We start from the raw sequence: 21,094 nt of genomic DNA on the forward strand, positions 1-21,094 counted from the left end.
CGCCGGCCGCCGTCGGCCGGTGCTCGCCGCGAGGCTAGGGGCGGGCAGGTTGCCGGTACGTTGCACGGCCGCGCGGCGCACGGGCCGCGGGCGGTGGTGCGAAGCCTGCGGTGGTCGCGGCGCTGCCGGTCGTGGTCCCCTCCGGGACGGTGCGGGAGCGTCCGGTCGGCCGCTGCGCCGACAACTCCCCACGAGGTGAGAGGAGTTCCGCGTCGATGGCCCGTACGCGGGCCAGTGCGGCCGTCCGGCCCGCCGCCGGGAGTACGGCGGCCAGGGCCCGCCAGACGTCGATGTCCTCCGCGCCCCACGGGCCGCACACCCAGTCGGTCAGCAGCCCCGGGTCGGCCCGCGCGATCACGGCGGCCCGCGCCTGCTCCTCGATGCGGCGCCGGAGCCGGACGATGCCGGGCGCCGTGGAAGCGGGCAGCAGCGGGCCCGGGTAGCGGGCCAGCGCCGCCGAGACGGCGCCGCAGGCCAGGTGGCGGGTGACGGCGGTGAAGTCGGCCTCCAGCGGCGCGGCCGTGCGGTAGGGGCGGGAGAGCGGGGCCCGGGGGCCCAACAGGCCGCGCAGCCGTGACATTTCGGCGCGCAGGGTGACCGGTGACACCGACTCGTCCTCGTACAGGGCGATGGCCAGTTCCTCGCCCGACAACCCCTCCGGGTGGTGCGCGAGCAGCGCCATGATCTCGCTGTGCCGCCGCCCGAGCCGGACCTCGCGGCCGCCCCCGGTCAGCAGCGCCTCGTCGCGGCCGAGCGCGGCGAGGAAGTCCCCGGGCGCCGGGGGAGCCGGATCGAGCAGGGCGAGCCGGGCCTCCGCCGCGCACGCGACCGCCCGCACGAAGGCGAGGGAGTGCGGATGGGCCAGCCAGTCGCCCCCGGTGACGTCGATGGCGCCGAGCACCCTTCCGGTGCGCGGATCGCGGACCGGAGCCGCCGCGCAGGTCCACGGGTGCACCCGACGGCTGAAGTGCTCGGCGCCGAAGACCTGGACCGGCTCACCGACCGCCACCGCCGTGCCGGGGGCGTTGGTGCCCATCGCCGTCTCCGCCCAGCGGGCGCCCGGCACGAAGCCGAGGCCCTCCGCACGCCGCATCGTGGCGGGTTCGCCCTCCACCCAGAGCAGGCTGCCCCGGGCGTCGCACACCGCCAGCAGATGGGCCCCGTCCGAGGCGAAGGCGCCCACGAGGTCCCGGAACAGCGGGAGCACCCGGGCCAGCGGATGCTGCTCCCGGTACGACCGCAGTTCCGCCCCGGCCAGCTCCACCCGGGGCGTGCACTCCGGGCTGACCCGGGCCCGGGCGCAGCGGCGCCAGGACCTCGCGATGACCGCCCGCACCGGGGCCTCGACCCGCCCGTCCTGGGTGAACGCGGCGTGGGCCCGCCGTAGTTCCCGCGTCCGCTCGGCGGGGTCGGCCCCGCCCGGCAGAGCCACCGAAGGATCGTCCATGTCACCCTCTCGCGGTGCCTTGGTACCCGGAGCGCCCCATCGTCGTACCGGCCCGACGCCCCGGCAAGCGGTACGTCGGCCAGTGCGGGGCGCGGGTCGGCCGGTCCCCGTCGGTGTGCCCCCCCCGGGGCGGGGCCCCCAGCCCCCTAGGCCGTCTCTTTCGGATCTTGCCTGGCCCGCGCCGCCCGGCACCGCACCTCGCCGCACTGCCGAGGCACCCGAGTACGTCCAGTACGCGGGAGCCCCGGCAGCGCGGCGAGGCACGGCACCGGACGACGCGGGCCTGACCGGCAAGATCCGAAAGAGACGGCCTAGGCCTCCGGGTCCTCCTCCGGGTCCAGCGCGGCCAGCGCCGCCGCCGGGTCGTTGGAGGACGGGCCCGCCGGGAGCCAGTGGTCCGCCGCCCGGCGGTACGGCCACCAGCGGCCCTCGCGGCCCAGGCGGAGCTGGCGGTCACCGCCCGGTTCCGTCCAGCGGGACCGGATCCGGCGGAGCACCGGGGCGGCGGCGCCGGCGCCGGCGTCAGCCCCGTCGGGCCCGTCCGTCCCGTCGGGCCAGGCCGATGCCAGTGCGGCCCGGGCCCGGGTGAGCGATGCCCGGTCCGGGCTCCAGCCCTCCTCCAGCACCGCGACGGCCTGCGCCCCGCCGAAGCCCCAGGCGAGTACGGCCCGGTCCATGGCCGCCCGGTCCCTGTCGGAAGCCGCCGACAGGCGGGAGCGGACCCGAAGGTCGTGGGCCTCCGCGGTGAGCCGTACGGCGTCGTGGGCGGTCGTCGGCTCGGGCTGCGGGGCGCGCTCCGCGTGGGCCGGAGCGAGCGCTTCCGCGAGCAGCCCGTACGCCTGCGCCGCGGCCGCCTGCGCCAGGAACTCCACCCCGTCCACATCCAGCCCCGGCGGCTCCGACCCCGACTCCGTGTCCAGCGTCGGGGGCTGGCCCGGCGCGTCCGGCAGCGCCGCGGGCGGGGGCAGCGGGGGCAGCGCGGAAGCCGCGGCGTACACGTCGGACGCGAGCACGCCGAGGGCGCCGAGCATGCCGAGGGCGCCGACATCGCCGGCGGGATCCGAAGATCCGGCTTCCGCTTCCGCCGTGCTGCGCTCCTCCAGCTCGGCCACCAGACCGGCCTCCGCCCGCCCGCGCAGCAGCAACAGCACGAAGGGGTCCTGGTCCAGCAGTCGCGCCACCTGGTAGCAGAGCGCCGCCGTGTGCGGGCAGTGGTCCCACTCCTCGCAGTCGCAGCGCGGGTCGAGGTCGCCGATCCCGGGCAGCAGGTCGATCCCGGCCGCCGCCGCGTCCTCCACGAGCTCCGGCGGTACCTCCCGGTCGAGCAGCGCCGCGATGTGCCCGGACTCGGCGGCCGCCATGCCGAGCAACCGGTCCCATTCCGCTTCCGTGAACTCCTGCACCAGCACGTCGGTCCTGTGCGCCGTCCCGTCCGGATCGCGCACCACGGCCGTCAGCCCGCCCGGCCGTACGGACACGGCCCCGACGGCGCCCGAACGCGCGTACCGGCGGCCCTGCTTGACCTGCTGGCCGTCGAGCGCGCTGTCCTCCAGGGCGCGCAGCCAGGCATGGCCCCACCAGGTCTGGGCGAAGGCCCGGCCCGGCGCGGGCGGGAGGGGCGGGAAGGTCTTCTCGTACGGGTCCCTGGCGTACGGGTCCTTGGCGTTCATCCGTGTCACTCCCCGGAGGCGGTCGGGCGGAGCGCGACGAGTTCCGTCAGCTCCGCGTCGCTCAGTTCGGTCAGCGCGGCCTCGCCGCCCGTGAGCACGGCGTCGGCCAGGGCCCTTTTGCGTTCGAGGAGTTCGGCGATCCGGTCCTCGACGGTGCCTTCGGCGATGATGCGGTGGACCTGGACGGGCTGGGTCTGCCCGATGCGGTAGGCGCGGTCGGTGGCCTGTTCCTCGACGGCCGGGTTCCACCAGCGGTCGTAGTGGATGACGTGTGCGGCGCGGGTGAGGTTGAGGCCGGTGCCGGCCGCCTTGAGGGAGAGCAGGAACACGGGTGCCTCGCCGGCCTGGAACCGGTCCACGAGCTCCTCGCGGCGCGGAACGGGCGTGCCCCCGTGCAGCAGTTGGGAGGCGATGCCGCGCGCCGTCAGATGGCGTTCGATGATGCGGGCCATCGTCACGTACTGGGTGAAGACCAGCACGGAGCCGCCCTCGGCCAGGATCGTGTCGAGCAGCTCGTCGAGCAGCTCCAGCTTGCCGGAGGCCGCGCCGGTGGACTCCTTCGAGCCGTGCGGCTCCTTCGTGTACTGGGCGGGGTGGTTGCAGATCTGCTTGAGCGAGGTGAGCAGTTTGACGACGAGCCCGCGGCGCTCCATCCCGTGCGCCGCGGCGATCGCGGCGAGGGTCTCGCGCACGACCGCCTCGTACAGACCGGCCTGTTCGCGGGTCAGGGACACGGTGTGGTCGGTCTCCGTCTTGGGCGGCAGCTCGGGCGCGATCCCGGGGTCGGATTTCTTGCGGCGGAGCAGGAACGGTCGGACCAGCGCGGCCAGTCGGGCCGCCGCCCGCGGGTCGCGGCCGCTCTCGACCGGCTCGGCGTAGCGCGTGCGGAAGGTGCCGAGGCGGCCGAGGAGGCCGGGCGTGGTCCAGTCGAGGACGGCCCACAGCTCGGACAGGTTGTTCTCGACCGGGGTGCCCGTGAGGGCCACGCGGGCCGCCGACGGGATGGTGCGCAGGGCCTTGGCGGTCGAGGAACGCGGGTTCTTGACGTGCTGGGCCTCGTCCGCGACGACCATGCCCCAGCGCACGGCGGCGAGCCGGGGCGCGTCCAGGCGCATGGTGCCGTAGGTGGTGAGGACGAATCCCCCGGCGGGTTGGCCGGCCGGCCCTTCGAGGTCGCGGCCTGCGCCGTGGAAGCGGCGCACCGGCGTGCCGGGGGCGAACTTCTCGATCTCCCGCTGCCAGTTGCCCAGCAGCGAGGCCGGGCAGACCACCAGGGTCGGGCCCTCGTGCCCGTGCTCCTGGCGGTGCAGGTGCAGGGCGATCAGCGTGACCGTCTTGCCGAGGCCCATGTCGTCGGCGAGGCAGGCGCCGAAGCCGAGCCCGGTGAGGCGGGCGAGCCAGCGCAGGCCGCGGAGCTGGTAGTCGCGCAGGCCGGCGCGGAGGGCGGCCGGGGCTTGGACGTCGGGCTGCGCGTCGCCGTGCCCGCGGTCCGCCTGCTCGGGGTCGGCCTGCCCGCGGTCCGCCTGCTCGGGGTCGGCCGTGAGGAGCGTGCGGAGCCGTTCCAGCGGACCGGTGGCCTCTACGTCGTACCGCGTGCCGTCGAGCTCCGCCGAGCCGGTCAGTACGGCCGCCAGCGCATCGGCGGCCGTCACCTCGCGGTCCTGGCGGGCGAGGGCCCGGGCCCGGCGGGCCGCGGCCGGATCGATCAGGACCCACTGGTCGCGCAGCCGGACCAGGGGCCGCTTCGCCTCGGCGAGCCGGTCCAGTTCGTCGGAGGTCAGGTCGCCCTGGCCACTCAGGGCATAGCGCCAGCCGACCGGGTGTGCGGAGGCGGCGGAGAGCGGCCCCGGCAGGCCCGGCAGGCCCGGCAGGTCGGAGCCGGGGGCGGGCCGGCCCACGACGGCCCGCGCGGTGAGCGTACGGGCGAGCCCGCGCGGCCAGTGCACCTGCACCCCGTCGGCGGCCAGGGCACCGGCGGCCTCCCCGAGCAGCTCCGCGACCTCCTCGTCGGCGAGGTTCACGGCGTCGGGGACGGCGGCGCCGAGCAGCGGCCCGAGCGGCGGCCACAGGCGGGCGGCACGCCGCAGGGCCCGGAGCGCGTCCAGGCGGGCACCCGGCGGGAAGGCGGCCGCGGCGGCTCCGGATCCGGCCCAGACGTCGGCCGCGTCCGCGACGAGCGTGGCGTCGGCGAGGCCGTGCATCTGCAGGACGGCGCGGAAGGCGGCGGGTTCGGCGTCCGGGTCCACCTCGATGCGGAGCGAGACGCGCACCCCGGCGTCGTGCCCGGCCGCGACCTCCGCGGCCCAGTCGCGCAGTTCCGGGTGGAGCCGCGGCGGGCGGGCGGCGTAGGCGGAGCCGCCGGCGGCGGCGGGTGCGGCGGGGGAGCGGGGCAGGGTGTCGGCGACGGCGTCGAGGAAGGCGCGCAGCAGCGGCTCCGGGGCGGGCAGCCGCGGCGGGGCTGCGAGGTCGAGATCCTCGCCGGTGCCGACCGGTACGCAGTGCGCGTCGGGCGGCATGGCCGCCGCCAGCTCCCGGACCTCCTCCAGGTCGGCGGCGTCCAGCGGCCCGAGCCGCCAGGCGTCGTACCCGGCGGGGCTCAGCCCGGGCAGCAGCAGCCCGCGGGCCGCGAAGCGCAGGGCCAGCAGGGTGGCGGCGCCCCAGAAGGGCGCGGCTCCGGCCGATGCGGCGGACCGGACCCGGGTGAGCAGCGGCAGGGCTTCGGCGAGGGGCAGGACGCTGGCCGGCACGGTGGTGCGTCGCAGGTCGGGCGTGACGACGGTGAGCTGCTCGGGGGTGCCCAGGCCGCCGAGGCGGAGGCTTTCGGCCGGGTCGGGCCGCCAGAAGGCGATCCGGCCGTCGCGGGCCGGCTCGGCGGGGAGGAAGACGGCGGAGCAGGGGATGAGGCCGGAGATCGTTGGGAGCACGCATTCCTCAAACTTGACTACCGGATACGGAGTGGCCGAGAGTAACCCACCGGCGGCCGCCCCGGCCCGAGGCGGCGCGGTGACCCGGGTCACGTCCGCGGCCGTTCGCGCTGGCGGGCGCGCGCGAGCGGAACAGAAACGCGCGAACGGAACGGAAGCGCACGAGCGGAACGGAAACGAGGAGGCGGGAACGCGGGGGCCGGAGCGCGCGTTGTGTGGGGTAGTGGCCGACGGAGAAAGAGGGTGCCGCAGATGTCCACGAGCGGAAAGATCGCGGTTGCCGGTGTGGTGGCAGCCATCGTGCTGTTCTGGGCGGTCGGGTTCTGGGCCGGGCTGCTGGTCCTGATCGGCGTCCCGGTGGCCGCCTACCTGCTGTTGGACTCCTCCCAGCGTCGTAGGCTGCGGGGCATATCCAGGAAGCAGATCGGCCGCTGACGGCGGCAGGGGGGTCAACCATGAGCACGGCAGACACGGCGAGCACGACAGACACGGCAGGCGCGGCGAGCACGGCGCAGGTCGCGGCGGTCAGCAGCAACGGGGTCTACTCGTTCACCAAGCCCACGCGCGAGAGCATCACGCTCCTCCAAGGGCTCGGGGTCGAGGGGGACGTCCACGCGGGGGTCACGGTCAAGCACCGTTCCCGGGTGGCCCAGGACCCCACGCAGCCGAATCTCCGGCAGGTGCACCTGATCCACCGGGAGCTCTTCGAGGAGGTGGCCGAGGCCGGTCACCAGGTCGAGCCGGGCCAGCTCGGGGAGAACGTCACCACCGAAGGGATAGACCTGCTCGCCCTGCCGACCGGCACGCTGCTGCGCCTCGGTGCGGACGCGGTGGTCGAGGTGACCGGGCTGCGCAACCCGTGCCTGCAGATCGACAACTTCCAGCACGGACTGCTCAAGCAGGTGGTGGGCCGGGACGACGAGGGCAACGTGCTGCGCAAGGCCGGAATCATGGGCGTGGTCCACCGCGGTGGCACCATCCAGCCCGGCGACACCATCGAGGTCACCCTCCCCCCGACGCCCCACGTGCCCCTCGACCGGGTCTGACCCGCCGCTCCGTAGGGTCCGCAGCCGACGCCACCGGATCGCTCAGGCGATCCACGCGCGAAGCCGCTCGCTGAGCACCACGTCATGGGGCAGCCGCTCCAGCTCGTGCGCCGGAACGTCCACTCCGTGCTCCCCGAGGACGCCGGCCAGGTGGCCCCAGTGTCCGGCGGCCACCTGCTCCTGCGTCATGCCGTCGAACGGCTCGTCCGGCCCGACCACCGTCCGGGCCGTCTCCTCGATGTCCTCGGCGGAGGTCAGCGCGGGGACGCCCGACGGGCCCGAGCTGCTCCAGCCGCGATCGTCGAGCAGCACCACACCGCGGCCGTCCGCGAGTACGGCCTCCAGCCGTGCCGACACCGACAGCTGCCGGGCGTTCGTAGCGCCGGCGTCCAGATCGGTGTACGTGACCAAGCGGGTCACCACGGTCATGCCGTCCTCCTGTCGGCTCGCCCCACGTCCGGCCCGGTTCCGTGAGCTTCCCGGTGCGGCCTGCCGCACCTGCTCCTGCTCACGGAGTCTCGGACCCTACACGCGGCGCCCCGCCCCACCCCGCGCGACTCAGTAGTAGTCCCGCATCAGCTCCGTCGCCCACTCCGGCTGGCGGTGCTCGCCGCGCGGGCCGAATTCCGTCATGTACGGCTTGAGGTCGAGCACCGGAGTGCCCTCGACCGCGTCCAGCCCCTCCACGTGCAACTCCGGGCCGTCCGCCGCCAGGACGTCCACCTTCAGGACGCGACAGCGCGAGAGGCCCAGCCGGTTGGGCCGGTTCTTGCCGCGCTGGGCGAAGATGCCGACGAGCGGCCAGTCCGGATTGCCCCGGGGGCGCCGCGCGCCCGTCTCGATCCTGTCCTCCGGAACCCGGTCGAAGTGGAAGACCACCTCGACGTGCGAGAAGTCCTCCAGCCCGTACAGGGCTTCCGGACCGAACCGCTCCCGGTCCAGGCGGATCACCGCCGTCTCCCGCCCCCAGTCGTCGTCGACGACCTCCGAGCGGCCGCCCACGACCGTGCCCACCGGGACCACTTCCACCGGATCCATCAGCGCATCCTCCCCCTCGCGCCCAGCTCACACATCGAACACCTCACACCCCGCACCCCGCACCCCAAACCCCGCACCCCCGCACGCGGCTCACCCGCGCCACACCACACAGCATCACGGCCCCGGCCCGGCCCCGCTCAGGCGGGCCGCACCGCGACCCGGTCCAGTGCCGCCAGCAGCTCCGACAGCTCCGGAAGCTCCCCCTGGGCCTCGTGCGGTACGGCCAGCACCTCGCTCGGCTCGTCGTCGAGCAGGACGAAGGCGGCCCCGCCGGTGCGGGCCACCAGCGACCACCCCGGCCCGTCGACGCGCAGCGTCCGCGCCTCGTCGCCCGCGAAGGACGACCGCACCCTGCCGGGCGGCGGCGGGCTCTGCGTGTACCCCAGGGCCTCCGCCAAGGCACGTGCCAGCCCCGGGTGCGCGGCGGCCGCGGCCCCGCCGTCCGTGGCCACGCGCTCGCTCCAGTCGGCCCACTCCCGGGCGATCTGGTCGGCGCCCATCCGCCGCTGCACCGGCCCCCAGGTCTCGGCCGACGGCGGGGCCAGCGGCACCCGCCCCGTACCGTCCGCGCCCTGCTCGGGATCGTGCGGATCGGGGATCCCGGCCGTGGCCACCGCGAGCGCCATCGGCCAGCCCGCGAGCGAGATCACGATGGACCGCTCGTCGGGGGACAGGTCGTACTCCATCCCGCAGTCCCACGAGGCGATGGCCATGGCCACGAGCGAGACGTCGTCGACCACGACGGTCCAGCGCGCGCCCTCCTCGTCCTGCCCCAGCACCAGGCCGTACCCGGCGGCCGCCGGCGGCACGCCCAGCAGCGAGCAGGCCTCGGGATAGTCGTCACCCAGGATGCTCGGGAACTGCGCGGGGGTCAGCAGCACGGCGGTCAGCACGTACAGCGAACCGCCGTCCTCCTCTTCGGACACGTGGCCTCCCGGTCGTTCTCTCGTCGGCGCACCCTAACCAGCGAGTAACCACCGCGTCGAGAGCTGGCGGGAGGCGATTTCCACGCCCGTCACCTGCACGGTTCGCCGGTCGTGGTCAGGAGGTGCGGACCGCCAGCGCGAGGAAGCGGGAGTCCTCGTCGGCGTACGAGGTCATCCGCCAGCCCGAACCGGCCAGCAGCGGGCCGAGGTTGTGCTCGGCGCGCATGTCGTCCGGGGTCAGTTCGCGGCCGTGGCGCGCCGCGAGGGCCGCCCGCCCGATCGGGTGGAACAGGGCGAGCCGTCCGCCCGGGCGGACGACCCGGGCGAGCTCGCGCAAGTTGGCCCCGGGGTCGGGCAGATGGGCGACGAGACCGGCGGCGAACACGGCGTCCAGCACCCCGTCGCGCAGTGGCAGCCGGGCCACGTCCGCCAGCAGCAGGGCGCCCTCCGCGTCCCGGCCCGCCTCGCGCGCGGCCGTCAGCATCTGCGGGGTGACATCGGCGCCGAGCACCGCTCCCGACGGTCCGACGGCCGCGCGGAGCGCGGTCAGCGCCCGCCCGGTGCCACAGCCCGCGTCGAGCACCCGGTCCCCGGGGCGCAGTCCGAACTCGCCGACGGCGGTCGCGAAGGCGGGCCCGTCCCCGGGGAACTTGCGGTCCCAGCCGGCCGCGCGCGCCCCGAAGAACTCCTGGACGTGTCCGCGGTCCCGACTCTGGTCCTGCGGCCGGTCCCGAGCGGGGTCCAAGGCGGGGTCCAGGGCAGGGTCCCGAGCCGGGTCCCGAGCCGGGTCCTGCGGCGCGTCCTGCGACCGGTTCCGGGTGTGGTCCTGTGTGCGGTCTTCGCTCATGTGCCCATGATCCCCCACCGGGGCTCCGGCACATGCCTGCGGAACGTGTGCAAGGTGGTACGTGGTGTGATCGAAGATGAACGTATCTCTGTCATATTCCAGCAGTTCCAGTGGCTTTCGAAATGCGGCCCGTGTTCGCTCCCTCACCCGGACTAGCTTCCGTGGCCATGGGACACCTGGACCACGCCGCCTATGGCTGGCTTACCCCCGCGCTGTCATACGTGATGGCTTCGATCGGCGCCGCCCTCGGCCTGCGCTGCACCGTTCGCGCGCTCGCCGCGACGACCGGAACCTCCCGCCGCAACTGGCTCCTCACGGCGGCCTCGGCCATCGGCACCGGGATCTGGACGATGCACTTCGTCGCCATGCTCGGCTTCCACGTCACCGGGACCGAGATCCGCTACAACGTGCCGCTGACCATCCTCAGCCTCCTCGTCGCGATGATCGTCGTCGGCGCCGGGGTCTTCGCCGTCGGCTACGGGAAGGACCGCGGCCGGGCCCTCGTCCTCGGCGGCCTCACCACCGGCCTCGGCGTCGCCAGCATGCACTACCTCGGCATGGCGGCCCTGCGCCTGCACGGCTCGGTCTCCTACGAGCCGCTCACCGTCGGGCTCTCCGTCGCCATCGCGGTCGTCGCGGCCACGGCAGCCCTGTGGGCGGCCCTCAACATCAAGTCCCCGGTGGCCGTCGCCGTCGCCTCGCTCGTGATGGGCGGAGCCGTCAGCAGCATGCACTACACCGGCATGCTCGCGGTCGCCGTCGAGGTCACCCCCTCGGACGCGGTCCTGCCGGGCGCCACCGCCATGCAGTTCATCTTCCCGCTCGCCGTCGGCCTCGGCTCCTACCTCTTCATCACCTCCGCGTTCGTCGCCCTCTCGCCGACCGCCGACGAGCGGGAGGCCTCCGCGATGGCCTCCGCCGACCTGCGCCTGGGAGAGCGGGCCGCCGCCCCCACCCCCACCGGCTGAGGCCCGCCGCCACCAGGGCGCCGCTGATGCCCGCCGCCACGCCACCGCCCCCGCGACCGCCACGTACGTACGCACCGCCCGGAACGAGGAGCCCATGCGCAGACCCCGCAGAACACCGGAAGCAGCGGCGTCGCGGCCGCCCGCGCCCGCGCCGGCGGGTGGCCGCGGCAAGGGGCCGGGCCGCCGGGCGCACGCCGGGCCGCCCGCCGAGGAGCCCGTGGGGCGCGCGGCCTCCGACGTGCTCGGGGCCATACCCGGCGGGGCCGGGGGAGGCGGTCGCGGCCCGCGCCTGCGGCTGCGTCCCGCCACCGTCCGGGCGAAGATCGTCTCGCTGCTGATGGTGCCGGTGGTCTCCCTGCTCGCCCTCTGGGCCTTCGCGACCGTCGACGCGGCCCAGGACGTCGCCCGCCTCACCCGTGTCCAGCGCGTCGACCGCGAGCTCCGGGCACCGGTCGAGGCCGCCGTGACCGCCCTGCAGGCGGAACGGCGCACGGCCGTACGGCTGCTGGCCGACCCCACCGCCGGCCAGGCGGCCGCCGCCCAGGCCCCCGGCCAGACGGCCGCCCTGGACGAACAGGCGCGCCGCACCGACGGCGCCGTACGGGCACTGCGGCTCGGCGACCACAACACCGTGGCCGACTCCGGCGACTACCGCAGCGACATCGTCATCCGGCTGCGCGACTTCGTCGCCGCCGCCGAGGGACTGGGCCCGGCCCGCAAGGACGTCGCCGGGCACCGGGCCGCCCCGGAAGCGGCGTACGAGACGTACACCCGGGTGATCGACGCGGCGCTGGAGGTCGGCGGGGCCCTCTCCGGAGGAGGGCAGGACGCCGAACTGGGCGTCGACGCCAGGGTCCTGCTGGAGTTCGCGCGGGCCGGGGAACAGCTGTCGCGGGAGGACGCCCTGCTGACGGCTCCGGGGCCGCGCACCGCCGAAACGCTTCGCCGGCTGACCGGCGCGGTCGAGACCCGCCGTGCCCTGACCGCCACCGCGGCCCGGGACCTGCCCGCCGCACAGCAGGACGCCTGGCAGTCCGTGGCCAAGAGCGCCGCCTACGCCGACCTCACCGGAGCCGAGGACCGGGCACTGGCCGCCGCGGCCGGTGCCGCCACCGCCGGCCCGCCCCCCGGCTGGGAAGCCGCGTACACCTCCGTCGCCGGCTCGATGCGGGAGATCACGGACGCCGCCCACGCGGCATCCGCCGACCGCGCCGACCCCTTCGGCGCGGGCGCGCTGAGTCCCGCCGGAGCCGCCGTCCTCCTCGGCCTGGCCGCCGTGGCCGCCTCGCTCGTCATCTCGGTCCGCATCGGCCGGGCCCTCGTCGTCGAACTGGTCTCGCTGCGCAACACCGCGCTGGAGATCGCCCACCGCAAACTCCCGCAGGCCATGGACCGGTTGCGCGCCGGTCAGGACATCGACGTGGCCGCCGAAACCCCGCGGGGACCGGCCGCCGACGACGAGATCGCCCAGGTCGGCGAGGCACTGGCCACGGTCCACCGGGCCGCGCTCAGCGCCGCCGTCGAACGCGCCGAACTGGCCAGCGGCGTGAGCGGGGTCTTCGTCAACCTCGCCCGGCGCAGCCAGGTCCTGGTGCACAAGCAGCTCACCCTGCTCGACTCGATGGAGCGGCGTGCGGACGACCCGAACGAGCTCGGCGACCTCTTCCGCCTCGACCACCTCACCACCCGGATGCGGCGGCACGCGGAAAGCCTGATCATCCTCTCGGGCGCCGCCCCCGGGCGCGCCTGGCGGATGCCGATCCCGCTGACGAACGTCGTACGGGCCGCCGTCTCCGAGATCGAGGACTACCCGCGCGTCGAGGTCCGTCAGCTCGCCGAGGCCGCCGTGGTCGGCGGAGCCGTCGCCGACCTCACCCACCTGCTGGCCGAACTCATCGAGAACGCCACCCAGTTCTCCCCGCCCCACACCAAGGTCCGGGTCAGCGGAGAACCCGTCGGCGCCGGATACGTCCTGGAGGTCGAGGACCGCGGGCTCGGCATGGGCCGCGAATCCCTCCAGGAGGCCAACCGGCGCATCGAGCAGTCCGAGGCCCTCGACCTCTTCGACAGCGACCGGCTCGGGCTCTTCGTGGTCAGCCGCCTCTCGGCCCGCCACGGTGTGAAGGTGCACCTGCGCATGTCACCGTACGGCGGCACCACCGCGGTCGTACTGCTCCCCAACTCCCTGCTCCAGGGCGCCCTGACGGCCGCCTCCGCGCAGCCCGAGGAGGAGCACGCCGCCGCGCCGGCCCCGACCCCGGCTCCCTCGCCCGAGCCGGTCGCCGAACCGGTCCGGGAGCGGTACCGGGAGCCGTCCCAGGCCATCAGCGTCGTACGGGACGACCCGCGCGGGGTCCCGGTCCCGGACCGGAGCCCCGTACGGGAGGAGCCCCGGCCCTCCCCGGTGGCCCCGCTGCGGCCGCGCGGCTCCGCGGGCGCGGTTCCCCGTACCCCCGCCCCGGCGGTCACGGCGGCCCCCGCGGGCCCGGCCGCCTCGGTCACCGAACTGCCGCGCCGCGTCCGGCAGGCAAGCCTCGTCCCGCAGCTGCGCGAGGCCCCCGCTCCCAAGGCCCCGGCCGGGGTCCGGGGGGCGGAGGCGCCGCCCGGCCGCAGCCCCGAGCAGGCGCGCGAGCGGATGGCGGCGTACCGGGCGGGCTGGGTGCGGGGCACCCAGGCGAGCGGCGAAGCCGGCCCGGACGGTCCGAGCCGTGCGGGCGGCGCGGGCGGCACAGGCAGTACTGGCGAAGGCGAAGGAGCACGGTGATGATCGAACATCAGAGGATCGACCTCGACGGCGTCCGCAGGTCGGGCGAACTCGACTGGCTCCTGGACGACCTCGTGGTCCGGGTGCGCGAGGTACGGCACGCGGTGGTCCTGTCCAACGACGGCCTGGCGGTGGGCGCTTCGAGCGCGCTCAGCCGGGAGGACGCCGAGCACCTGGCGGCCGTGGCCTCCGGCTTCCACAGCCTGGCCAAGGGCGCGGGCCGGCACTTCCACGCCGGAGGCGTGCGCCAGACGATGGTGGAGATGGACGAGGGCTTCCTCTTCGTGGCGGCCGCCGGAGACGGCTCCTGCCTGGCCGTCCTCAGCGGCGCCGGCGCCGACATGGGGCTCATCGCCTATGAGATGGCCCGGCTGGTCAAACGGGTCGGCGAGCACCTGTACACCCCGGCCCGGTTCGCGGCGCGGCCGCCGGCCGCCGGTTGAGGGCGGCGGCCTTGAGCACGAACGGCCGGTGGTACGACGCCGACGCGGGCCCGCTCGTCCGTCCGTACGCCATGACCGGCGGGCGCACGAAGCCGGGACCCCACGGGGTCCGGTTCGACCTGATCGCACTGGTCGTCGTGGACCCGGCGGGAACGGACGAGGCGGCCGAGTCGCTGCTGGGACCGGAGCACCGGGCGCTGCTCGGGCTGTGCCGGGACGAGACCCAGTCGGTGGCCGAACTCGCGGCGGACGCGGACCTGCCCGTGGGCGTGGTGCGCGTACTGCTCGGGGACCTGCTGGAGGCCGGGCACGTCAAGGTCAGCCGGCCCGTGCCGCCCGCACAGCTTCCGGACGAGCGGATTCTGCGTGAAGTCATCGAGGGATTGCGAGCGCTGTGATGGGACTGCACGACGACGACGGGCCGGCGCCGGCCGCCGAGGGCGGAGAGGAACTGGCCGCGCTCGCGCTGAAGATACTCGTGGCGGGCGGCTTCGGAGTCGGGAAGACGACCCTGGTCGGCGCCGTCAGCGAGATCCGGCCGCTGCGCACGGAGGAACTGCTCAGCGAGGCCGGGGAGCTGGTCGACGACACGGGAGGGGTCGACCAGAAGACGACCACCACCGTGGCCATGGACTTCGGGCGGATCACGATCAGGTCGGGGCTGTCGCTGTACCTGTTCGGGACCCCGGGGCAGGACCGGTTCTGGTTCCTGTGGGACGAGTTGTCCCAGGGGGCGCTGGGTGCGGTGGTCCTCGCCGACACGCGGCGGCTGGAGGACTGCTTCTCGGCGGTCGACTACTTCGAGCACCGCAAGATCCCCTTCGTGGTGGCCGTCAACTGCTTCGCGAACGCCCGGCGGTACGCCTCGAACGAGGTCGCGCGGGCGCTGGACCTGGATCAGGGGACTCCGGTGGTGCTGTGCGACGCACGGGACAAGGACTCGGGGAAGGAAGTGCTGATCCGGCTGGTGGAGTACGCGGGACGGGTGCACACGGCGCGGTTGCTGGAGTCGGTGGAACCGCGGGCCGATTCGGTGTGAACCGGCCCGCGGTGCAAGGGTGTTGCCGGGTTGCGGGGCTGGTGGCCTGGTGGTGCGGGAGTCGGGCAGGGTTGCCGTCAGTCGGCCACGCCGGCGGCCGAGATCACCTTGTCGATGGTGACGCGCACGAGGAGCTCGCCGGGGACGGCGTTGCGGCGTCCGAAGGCCTCGCCGTTCTCCGCCCCCATGTAGCGCGCGCCGATCCTGGTCGACCAGGGGAGCATCGCGTCCAGGTCCTCGCTGATCTCCGCGCGGCCCTGGAGGACGACGTAGGAGAACGGCGGCCGGTCGTCGTCCACGCAGAGGGCGACGCGGCCGTCGCGGGCCAGATTGCGCCCCTTGACGGTGTCCTTCCCGGTGTTGAACACGAAGGAGTCGCCGTCGAGAACGAACCAGATGGGAGCGATGTGAGGGCTTCCGTCCTCACGGACGGTGGACAGTTTCCCGGTGCGGGTGGAGCGGGAGACGAACTCCCGCCATTCCTCTTGAGTCATCTTCTTCACCATGGGTCCATCCTCCTTGCCGGAAAGCCGCTGGTGGGGAAGGCTGGCGGCACGACTATGCGGGGTGGGGCGCGGCCGGTTGGACCGCGTCGACGGGGAGGGACTGTATATGGCGCTGGACAAGCAGCTGGACTGGCTGCTGGACGACTTGACGCGGCGGGTGCAGCAGGTGCGGCACGCGGTGGTGCTCTCCAACGACGGCCTGGTGACGGGCGCGAGCGCGGGGCTGGCACGGGAGGACGCGGAGCACCTTGCGGCCGTCGCGGCGGGGCTGCAGAGCCTGGCGAAGGGCTCGGGGCGGCACTTCCGGGCGGGTGAGGTCCGCCAGACGATGGTCGAGTACGACGACGGGGTCCTCTTCGTGATGGCGGCGGGCGCGGGCAGTTGCCTGTGCGTGCTGAGCGCCTCCGAGGCGGATATCGGGCACGTGGCGTACGAGATGACGCTGCTGGTGAACCGGGTGGGGGAGCACCTGGGTGTCGCCGAGCGGCGAATCACCGGGGGCTGAGGCAGGGGGCGGCGGCCTTCGCCCGTTCCGGGTTGTCCACAGGCCCCGCGCGCCGTCGTTGCTCTGAGTTACGTTCTTCACACACAGTAGTCACTCTGGTGGGGAGAGCGCGATGACACAGACGCAGACGGTCGAGGCGCCGCGGACGGCGGAGTCCGCGGTGGCGGGGTGCGGAGAGGTCGCCGGGCTGCTGGGCGGTGGGCGGGCCGCCGGGGAACTGGGGCTGAGCCGAGTTGAGTTCGCCCGCGCCGTCCAGCTGGGCCTGGTACGGGCCGGACCCCAGGGGCCCGCCGGGGCCGCGCGGTACACCCGGACCGAGCTCGACCGGGTCCGGTCGGCCGGGGGGTTCCCGGAGACGCTGCGCGAGCGGGTGGAGACGGTCGCGGGAGCGGCGGCCGCGGCCGCCGTCCTGGGGGTCGGCCCGAGCCGGTTCACCCGGCTCGCCCGCTGCGGACACCTCACTCCGGTGGGATACCGGATCAACCGCTACCGGGCGGTGGTGTGGCTCTACCTGACCGCGGAGCTACGGGACTTCGCGGCCCGCGAGCCCGGGATGCTGCGGGGGAGCGCGCCGCCGGCCGACCGGGAGCTGATGGCGGCCGGGGCCGACCTACGGCCCCGGAAGTGGCGCGAACGGCACGTCGGGCTGTTGCTGAGACGGACCGCCGACCCCTGGGAGCGGGCTGCCGTACTGGCCTCCGTGCTCCCCGAGGACGACGTGCGCGCGATCGTGCCCGACCCGGCGGAGCGCATCCTGCTCGGGGCGCTCGCCCCGCCCCCGCCCTACGGGCACCCGCAGGTTGCGGCGGCCGCCGAGGTGGCGGCCCGGCTGCTGCGGGCCGGGTCGCCGGACGAGACCGGCTGGTACCGCACGAGCCTCGACTTCGCCCTGACCGGAGCGAGGGGTCAGTCGAAGTCGACGGGGGAGAGGGGGCCGACGTAGACCCAGGCCCCGTTGTCCCGGGCGAAGGAACTGTGCTCGTGCAGGGAGCCGGTGTGCCGGCCCTCGCGGTAGTGCGCCCGGAACTCCACCGCGCCCTCCGTCTCGAACATCCCGCCGCGCTCGGTGGCCAGGATCTCCAGCCGTTCCCAGCGCTGGGCCGGATCCAGGTCGAGCACGCCCGGCCTGGTCGACGGGTGCCAGGAGCGCAGGAGATAGGCGGTGTCGCCGACCGCGAAGGCGCTGAAGCGGGAGCGCATCAGCAGCTCGGCGGTGGGCGCCTGCCGCTCGCCGGAGTGGAAGCGGCCGCAGCACTCCGGGTAGGCGGCGGGCAGCCCGCAGGGGCAGGGGACGGCTGGAGCGGGAGCCGGGGTGGGCATGGAAGCACTCAGTTCTTCGGGGAGGGGAGGGACTACTGCGGGGACACGGCCGGCTTGGACGCCTTGGCGCCGTACGGGCGGAAGAGCCCCTCCTGGACCACCGACACCAGCAGCTTGCCCTCGAGGTCGTAGATGCGGCCGCGGGCCAGGCCCCGGCCGCCGTGCGCGATGGGCGATTCCTGGTCGTACAGGAACCACTCGTCCGCCCGGAACGGCCGGTGGAACCACATGGCGTGGTCGAGGGAGGCCATGTCGAAACCGCGCATGCCCCACAGGGGCTCCACGGGGATGCGCACGGCGTCGAGGAGGGTCATGTCACTGGCGTAGGTGAGGGCGCAGGTGTGCACGAGCGGGTCGTTGCCCAGCGGGCCGACGGCGCGCATCCACACCGCGCTGCGCGGATCGGCGTCCTTGAGCTCCTCGGGGGTCCAGCGGAGCCGGTCCACGTAGCGGATGTCGAAGGGCTGGCGGCGGGCCATCCGCTCCAGCGCCTCCGGCAGCGTGCCCAGGTGCTCGCGGATCTCGTCCACGACCTTCGGGAGCGTGTCCGGGTGCGGGAACTCGAGGCGGGGAGGCAGCTGGTGCTCGATGCTGCCCTCCTCCGGCTGATGGAAGGAGGCGGTCAGATTGAAGATGGTCTTGCCCTGCTGGACCGCGGTGACCCGGCGGGTGGTGAAGGAGCGCCCGTCGCGCACCCGCTCCACCTGGTACACGATCGGCACTCCGGGGATGCCGGGGCGCAGGAAGTACGAATGGAGGGAATGGACGGGCCGGTCGCCCTCCGTGGTGCGGCCTGCCGCGACCAGCGCCTGGCCGGCGACCTGGCCGCCGAAGACGCGCTGGAGGGACTCCTGGGGACTGGCGCCCCGGAAGATGTTGACCTCGATCTGCTCCAGGTCGAGCAGATCGACCAGCCTCTCGGCGGGGTTCGTCATCAGAGGATCTCCACTGTCGGGCCCGGCCGCCGTGAGGGCGCCGGTCGGTTGCGGGTCGGGGTTCGGTTGCGGGGCGGGTGCCCGCCCGCGCGGAGCCGGAGGGAGGCCGGGGAAGCCCGGCAGGTCAGAGCTGGCCGAGTTCGCCGACCGAGGTGACGCGCAGGACCGCACGGCCCTCCTCGTCGGAGGCGGCGAGGTCCACCTCGGCGCTGATGCCCCAGCCATGGTCCCCGTTGGGGTCGGCGAAGGTCTGCCGGACGCGCCACAGGCCGTGCGCCGGGTCCTCCTCGATCTGGAGCAGCTTGGGGCCGCGCGCGTCGGGGCCCGTGCCCAGGTCGTCGTACTCGTCCCAGTAGCCGTCCATGGCCTCGCCCCAGGCGTCGGCGTCCCAGCCGGAGTCGCCGTCCAGTTCGCCCAGCACGTTGACGTGGTCCAGGGCCGCCAGCTCCACCCGGCGGAACATGGCGTTGCGGACCAGGACGCGGAAGGCGCGGGAGTTCGCGGTGACCGGCTTGACCTGGTCGGCCTTCTCCTGGGCCTGCTCCGCCGTCTCCACCTCCGGGTTCGCCAGCTGCTCCCACTCGTCGAGCAGGCTGGAGTCGACCTGCCGGACCAGCTCGCCGAGCCACTCGATCAGGTCCTGGAGGTCCTCCGACTTGAGGTCGTCGGGGATGGTGTGGTCCAGCGCCTTGAACGCGCTCGCCAGGTAGCGCAGCACGATGCCCTCGGTGCGCGCCAGTTCGTAGTACGAGGTGAACTCGGTGAAGGTCATCGCGCGTTCGTACATGTCGCGGATGATCGACTTCGGGGAGACCGGGTGGTCGCGGACCCACGGGTGGCTCTTGCTGTACACGTCGTAGGCGTGCAGGAGCAGCTCTTCGAGGGGCTTGGGATAGGTGATCTCCTGGAGCCGCTCCATCCGCTCCTCGTACTCGACCCCGTCGGCCTTCATCGCGCCCACGGCCATGCCGCGTTCCTTGTTCTGCTGGGCGGCGAGGATCTGGCGCGGGTCGTCCAGCGTGGACTCCACCACCGAGACCATGTCCAGCGCGTAGGAAGGGGACTCCGGGTCCAGCAGGTCGAAGGAGGCCAGCGCGAAGGTGGACAGCGGCTGGTTCAGCGCGAAGTCCTGCTGGAGGTCGACGGTCAGCCGGATCGTGCGGCCCTCGGCGTCCGGGGTGTCGAGCTTCTCGACGACACCGCCGTCCAGCAGCGAGCGGTAGATGGCGATGGCCCGGCGGATGTGGCGCAGCTGGGCCTTGCGCGGCTCGTGGTTGTCCTCCAGCAGGTGGCGCATCGCCTTGAAGGCGTCGCCGGGCCGGGCGATGACCGACAGGAGCATGATGTTGGTGACCTTGAAGCGCGAGGTCAGCGCCTCCGGGTCGGCGCCGATGAGCTTCTCGAAGGTGGTGTCCGACCAGGCCACGAAGCCCTCGGGGGCCTTCTTGCGGACCACCTTGCGGCGCTTCTTCGGGTCGTCGCCCGCCTTGGCGAGGGCCTTCTCGTTCTCGATGACGTGCTCGGGCGCCTGGGCCACCACATAGCCGGCGGTGTCGAAGCCGGCGCGGCCGGCGCGGCCGGCGATCTGGTGGAACTCACGGGCGCGCAGCGTGCGGACCCGGGTGCCGTCGTACTTGGTCAGCGCCGTGAACAGCACGGTGCGGATCGGGACGTTGACGCCGACGCCGAGGGTGTCGGTGCCGCAGATGACCTTCAGCAGACCGGCCTGGGCCAGCTTCTCCACCAGGCGGCGGTACTTGGGCAGCATGCCCGCGTGGTGCACGCCGATGCCGTGACGGACGTAGCGCGAGAGGTTCTGGCCGAACTTGGTGGTGAAGCGGAAGTTGCCGATCAGCTCGGCGATCTTGTCCTTCTCCTCGCGGGTGCACATGTTGATGCTCATCAGCGACTGCGCCCGCTCGACCGCCTGGGCCTGCGTGAAGTGCACGATGTAGACCGGGGCCTGCCGGGTTTCCAGCAGCTCGGTGATGGTGTCGGTGATCGGCGTCGTGACGTACTCGTACGACAGCGGGACGGGCCGGGTCGCGGAGCGCACCACCGAGGTGGGCCGGCCGGTGCGCCGGGTCAGGTCCTCCTCGAACCGCTTCATGTCGCCGAGCGTCGCCGACATCAGCACGAACTGAGCCTGCGGCAGCTCCAGGATCGGGATCTGCCAGGCCCAGCCGCGGTCCGGCTCCGCGTAGAAGTGGAACTCGTCCATCACGACCTGGCCGATGTCGGCGTACTTGCCGTCGCGCAGGGCGATCGAGGCCAGCACCTCGGCGGTGCAGCAGATCACCGGCGCGTCCGAGTTCACCGAGGCGTCGCCGGTCAGCATGCCGACGTTCTCGGTGCCGAAGAGCTTGCACAGGTCGAAGAACTTCTCGGAGACCAGCGCCTTGATCGGCGCGGTGTAGAAGGTGACCTTGTCCTGGGCCAGAGCCGTGAAGTGCGCGCCCGCCGCCACCAGGCTCTTGCCGGAGCCGGTCGGGGTGGAAAGGATCACGTTCGCGCCGGTGACCACCTCCATCAGCGCCTCCTCCTGAGCCGGGTACAGGGTGATGCCCTGGTCCTCCGCCCACGAGGAGAAAGCCTCGAAGAGGGCGTCGGGGTCGGCGTTCGGCGGGAGCTGATCAATGAGGGTCACACCCCCCATCTTGCCTGGCTTCCCCCCGGATCAGGGAACCGGCGGACAGAAGGAAGATCATCGGCGGTA

Annotated in this window: 20 protein-coding genes; 9 read left to right on the forward strand and 11 right to left on the reverse strand. The window is 74.0% G+C overall.

Annotation, left to right across the window (positions count from 1 at the left end):
* Positions 1–34 precede the first annotated feature (34 nt).
* The 3 genes from AC3IX6_RS34335 to AC3IX6_RS34345 form a co-directional block, all read right to left on the reverse strand.
* Positions 35–1,447 carry a GAF domain-containing protein gene (locus tag AC3IX6_RS34335; RefSeq protein ID WP_489367172.1) on the reverse strand — a complete coding sequence of 471 codons (1,413 nt, stop codon included), beginning with the start codon at positions 1,445–1,447 and terminating at the stop codon, positions 35–37.
* 311 nt (positions 1,448–1,758) lie between these two features.
* Complete coding sequence (locus AC3IX6_RS34340; protein WP_489367173.1) at positions 1,759–3,117, reverse strand: SWIM zinc finger family protein; 1,359 nt, start codon at positions 3,115–3,117, stop codon at positions 1,759–1,761.
* A gap of 5 nt (positions 3,118–3,122) precedes the next feature.
* Positions 3,123–6,041 carry a DEAD/DEAH box helicase gene (locus AC3IX6_RS34345; RefSeq protein WP_489367174.1) on the reverse strand — a complete coding sequence of 973 codons (2,919 nt, stop codon included), beginning with the start codon at positions 6,039–6,041 and terminating at the stop codon, positions 3,123–3,125.
* A 252-nt stretch (positions 6,042–6,293) separates the two neighbouring features.
* Between AC3IX6_RS34345 and AC3IX6_RS34350 the strand changes: the two genes are divergently transcribed.
* Together AC3IX6_RS34350 and AC3IX6_RS34355 are read left to right on the forward strand one after the other, a co-directional pair.
* Positions 6,294–6,476, forward strand: coding sequence for a hypothetical protein (locus AC3IX6_RS34350; RefSeq protein ID WP_266875995.1), 183 nt, complete (start codon positions 6,294–6,296; stop codon positions 6,474–6,476).
* 20 nt (positions 6,477–6,496) lie between these two features.
* Complete coding sequence (locus AC3IX6_RS34355) at positions 6,497–7,087, forward strand: MOSC domain-containing protein (protein ID WP_489367175.1); 591 nt, start codon at positions 6,497–6,499, stop codon at positions 7,085–7,087.
* Between the two features lie 42 nt (positions 7,088–7,129).
* Here AC3IX6_RS34355 and AC3IX6_RS34360 read toward each other — a convergent pair whose 3' ends face one another.
* From AC3IX6_RS34360 to AC3IX6_RS34375, 4 genes are all read right to left on the reverse strand, one after another.
* Entirely contained in the window at positions 7,130–7,516 is a 387-nt protein-coding gene (locus AC3IX6_RS34360) for a hypothetical protein (protein ID WP_489367176.1), read from the reverse strand.
* 129 nt (positions 7,517–7,645) lie between these two features.
* Positions 7,646–8,125, reverse strand: a complete 480-nt coding sequence (locus AC3IX6_RS34365) for an SAM-dependent methyltransferase (protein WP_489367177.1) — start codon at positions 8,123–8,125, stop codon at positions 7,646–7,648.
* A gap of 137 nt (positions 8,126–8,262) precedes the next feature.
* Entirely contained in the window at positions 8,263–9,051 is a 789-nt protein-coding gene (locus AC3IX6_RS34370) for a hypothetical protein (RefSeq protein ID WP_489367178.1), read from the reverse strand.
* A gap of 115 nt (positions 9,052–9,166) precedes the next feature.
* On the reverse strand, positions 9,167–9,898 hold the full coding sequence (locus tag AC3IX6_RS34375) for a class I SAM-dependent methyltransferase (protein WP_489367179.1): 732 nt from the start codon (positions 9,896–9,898) through the stop codon (positions 9,167–9,169).
* A 167-nt stretch (positions 9,899–10,065) separates the two neighbouring features.
* On the opposite strand from AC3IX6_RS34375, the gene AC3IX6_RS34380 reads away from it, so the two are divergent.
* From AC3IX6_RS34380 to AC3IX6_RS34400, 5 genes are all read left to right on the forward strand, one after another.
* Positions 10,066–10,866: an MHYT domain-containing protein gene (locus AC3IX6_RS34380; protein WP_489367180.1), complete on the forward strand. Its 801-nt coding sequence runs from the start codon at positions 10,066–10,068 to the stop codon at positions 10,864–10,866.
* Between the two features lie 94 nt (positions 10,867–10,960).
* The gene (locus AC3IX6_RS34385) at positions 10,961–13,630 is read left to right on the forward strand and encodes a sensor histidine kinase (RefSeq protein WP_489367181.1); all 2,670 of its coding nucleotides are present in this window, start codon (positions 10,961–10,963) and stop codon (positions 13,628–13,630) included.
* Positions 13,630–14,073: a roadblock/LC7 domain-containing protein gene (locus AC3IX6_RS34390; RefSeq protein ID WP_243340590.1), complete on the forward strand. Its 444-nt coding sequence runs from the start codon at positions 13,630–13,632 to the stop codon at positions 14,071–14,073. Before AC3IX6_RS34385 ends, AC3IX6_RS34390 begins: the two co-directional genes overlap by 1 nt.
* A 71-nt stretch (positions 14,074–14,144) precedes the next feature.
* On the forward strand, positions 14,145–14,471 hold the full coding sequence (locus tag AC3IX6_RS34395; protein ID WP_254381858.1) for a DUF742 domain-containing protein: 327 nt from the start codon (positions 14,145–14,147) through the stop codon (positions 14,469–14,471).
* Entirely contained in the window at positions 14,471–15,112 is a 642-nt protein-coding gene (locus tag AC3IX6_RS34400) for a GTP-binding protein (protein ID WP_489367182.1), read from the forward strand. The genes AC3IX6_RS34395 and AC3IX6_RS34400 overlap by 1 nt, the downstream gene beginning before the upstream one ends.
* 77 nt (positions 15,113–15,189) lie before the next feature.
* On the opposite strand, the gene AC3IX6_RS34405 is transcribed toward AC3IX6_RS34400, so the two are convergent.
* A complete protein-coding gene (locus AC3IX6_RS34405; protein WP_489367183.1) occupies positions 15,190–15,618 on the reverse strand; it encodes a PPOX class F420-dependent oxidoreductase in 429 nt (142 codons plus the stop codon).
* A 106-nt stretch (positions 15,619–15,724) separates the two neighbouring features.
* Between AC3IX6_RS34405 and AC3IX6_RS34410 the strand changes: the two genes are divergently transcribed.
* Both AC3IX6_RS34410 and AC3IX6_RS34415 read left to right on the forward strand, forming a co-directional pair.
* Positions 15,725–16,123 carry a roadblock/LC7 domain-containing protein gene (locus AC3IX6_RS34410; RefSeq protein WP_243340556.1) on the forward strand — a complete coding sequence of 133 codons (399 nt, stop codon included), beginning with the start codon at positions 15,725–15,727 and terminating at the stop codon, positions 16,121–16,123.
* Between the two features lie 112 nt (positions 16,124–16,235).
* Complete coding sequence (locus AC3IX6_RS34415) at positions 16,236–17,066, forward strand: DUF6397 family protein (RefSeq protein ID WP_489367184.1); 831 nt, start codon at positions 16,236–16,238, stop codon at positions 17,064–17,066.
* On the opposite strand, the gene AC3IX6_RS34420 is transcribed toward AC3IX6_RS34415, so the two are convergent.
* The 3 genes from AC3IX6_RS34420 to AC3IX6_RS34430 all read right to left on the reverse strand — a co-directional run bounded on the left by AC3IX6_RS34420 (position 17,030) and on the right by AC3IX6_RS34430 (position 21,025).
* Positions 17,030–17,443 carry a YchJ family protein gene (locus AC3IX6_RS34420; RefSeq protein WP_489367185.1) on the reverse strand — a complete coding sequence of 138 codons (414 nt, stop codon included), beginning with the start codon at positions 17,441–17,443 and terminating at the stop codon, positions 17,030–17,032. The genes AC3IX6_RS34415 and AC3IX6_RS34420 overlap by 37 nt on opposite strands.
* Before the next feature lie 32 nt (positions 17,444–17,475).
* Positions 17,476–18,378, reverse strand: coding sequence for an acyl-CoA thioesterase (locus tag AC3IX6_RS34425; RefSeq protein ID WP_489367186.1), 903 nt, complete (start codon positions 18,376–18,378; stop codon positions 17,476–17,478).
* A gap of 124 nt (positions 18,379–18,502) precedes the next feature.
* Positions 18,503–21,025 carry a DEAD/DEAH box helicase gene (locus AC3IX6_RS34430; RefSeq protein ID WP_489367187.1) on the reverse strand — a complete coding sequence of 841 codons (2,523 nt, stop codon included), beginning with the start codon at positions 21,023–21,025 and terminating at the stop codon, positions 18,503–18,505.
* Positions 21,026–21,094 lie beyond the last annotated feature (69 nt).

Source organism: Streptomyces sp. GL_141, from assembly GCF_057834385.1.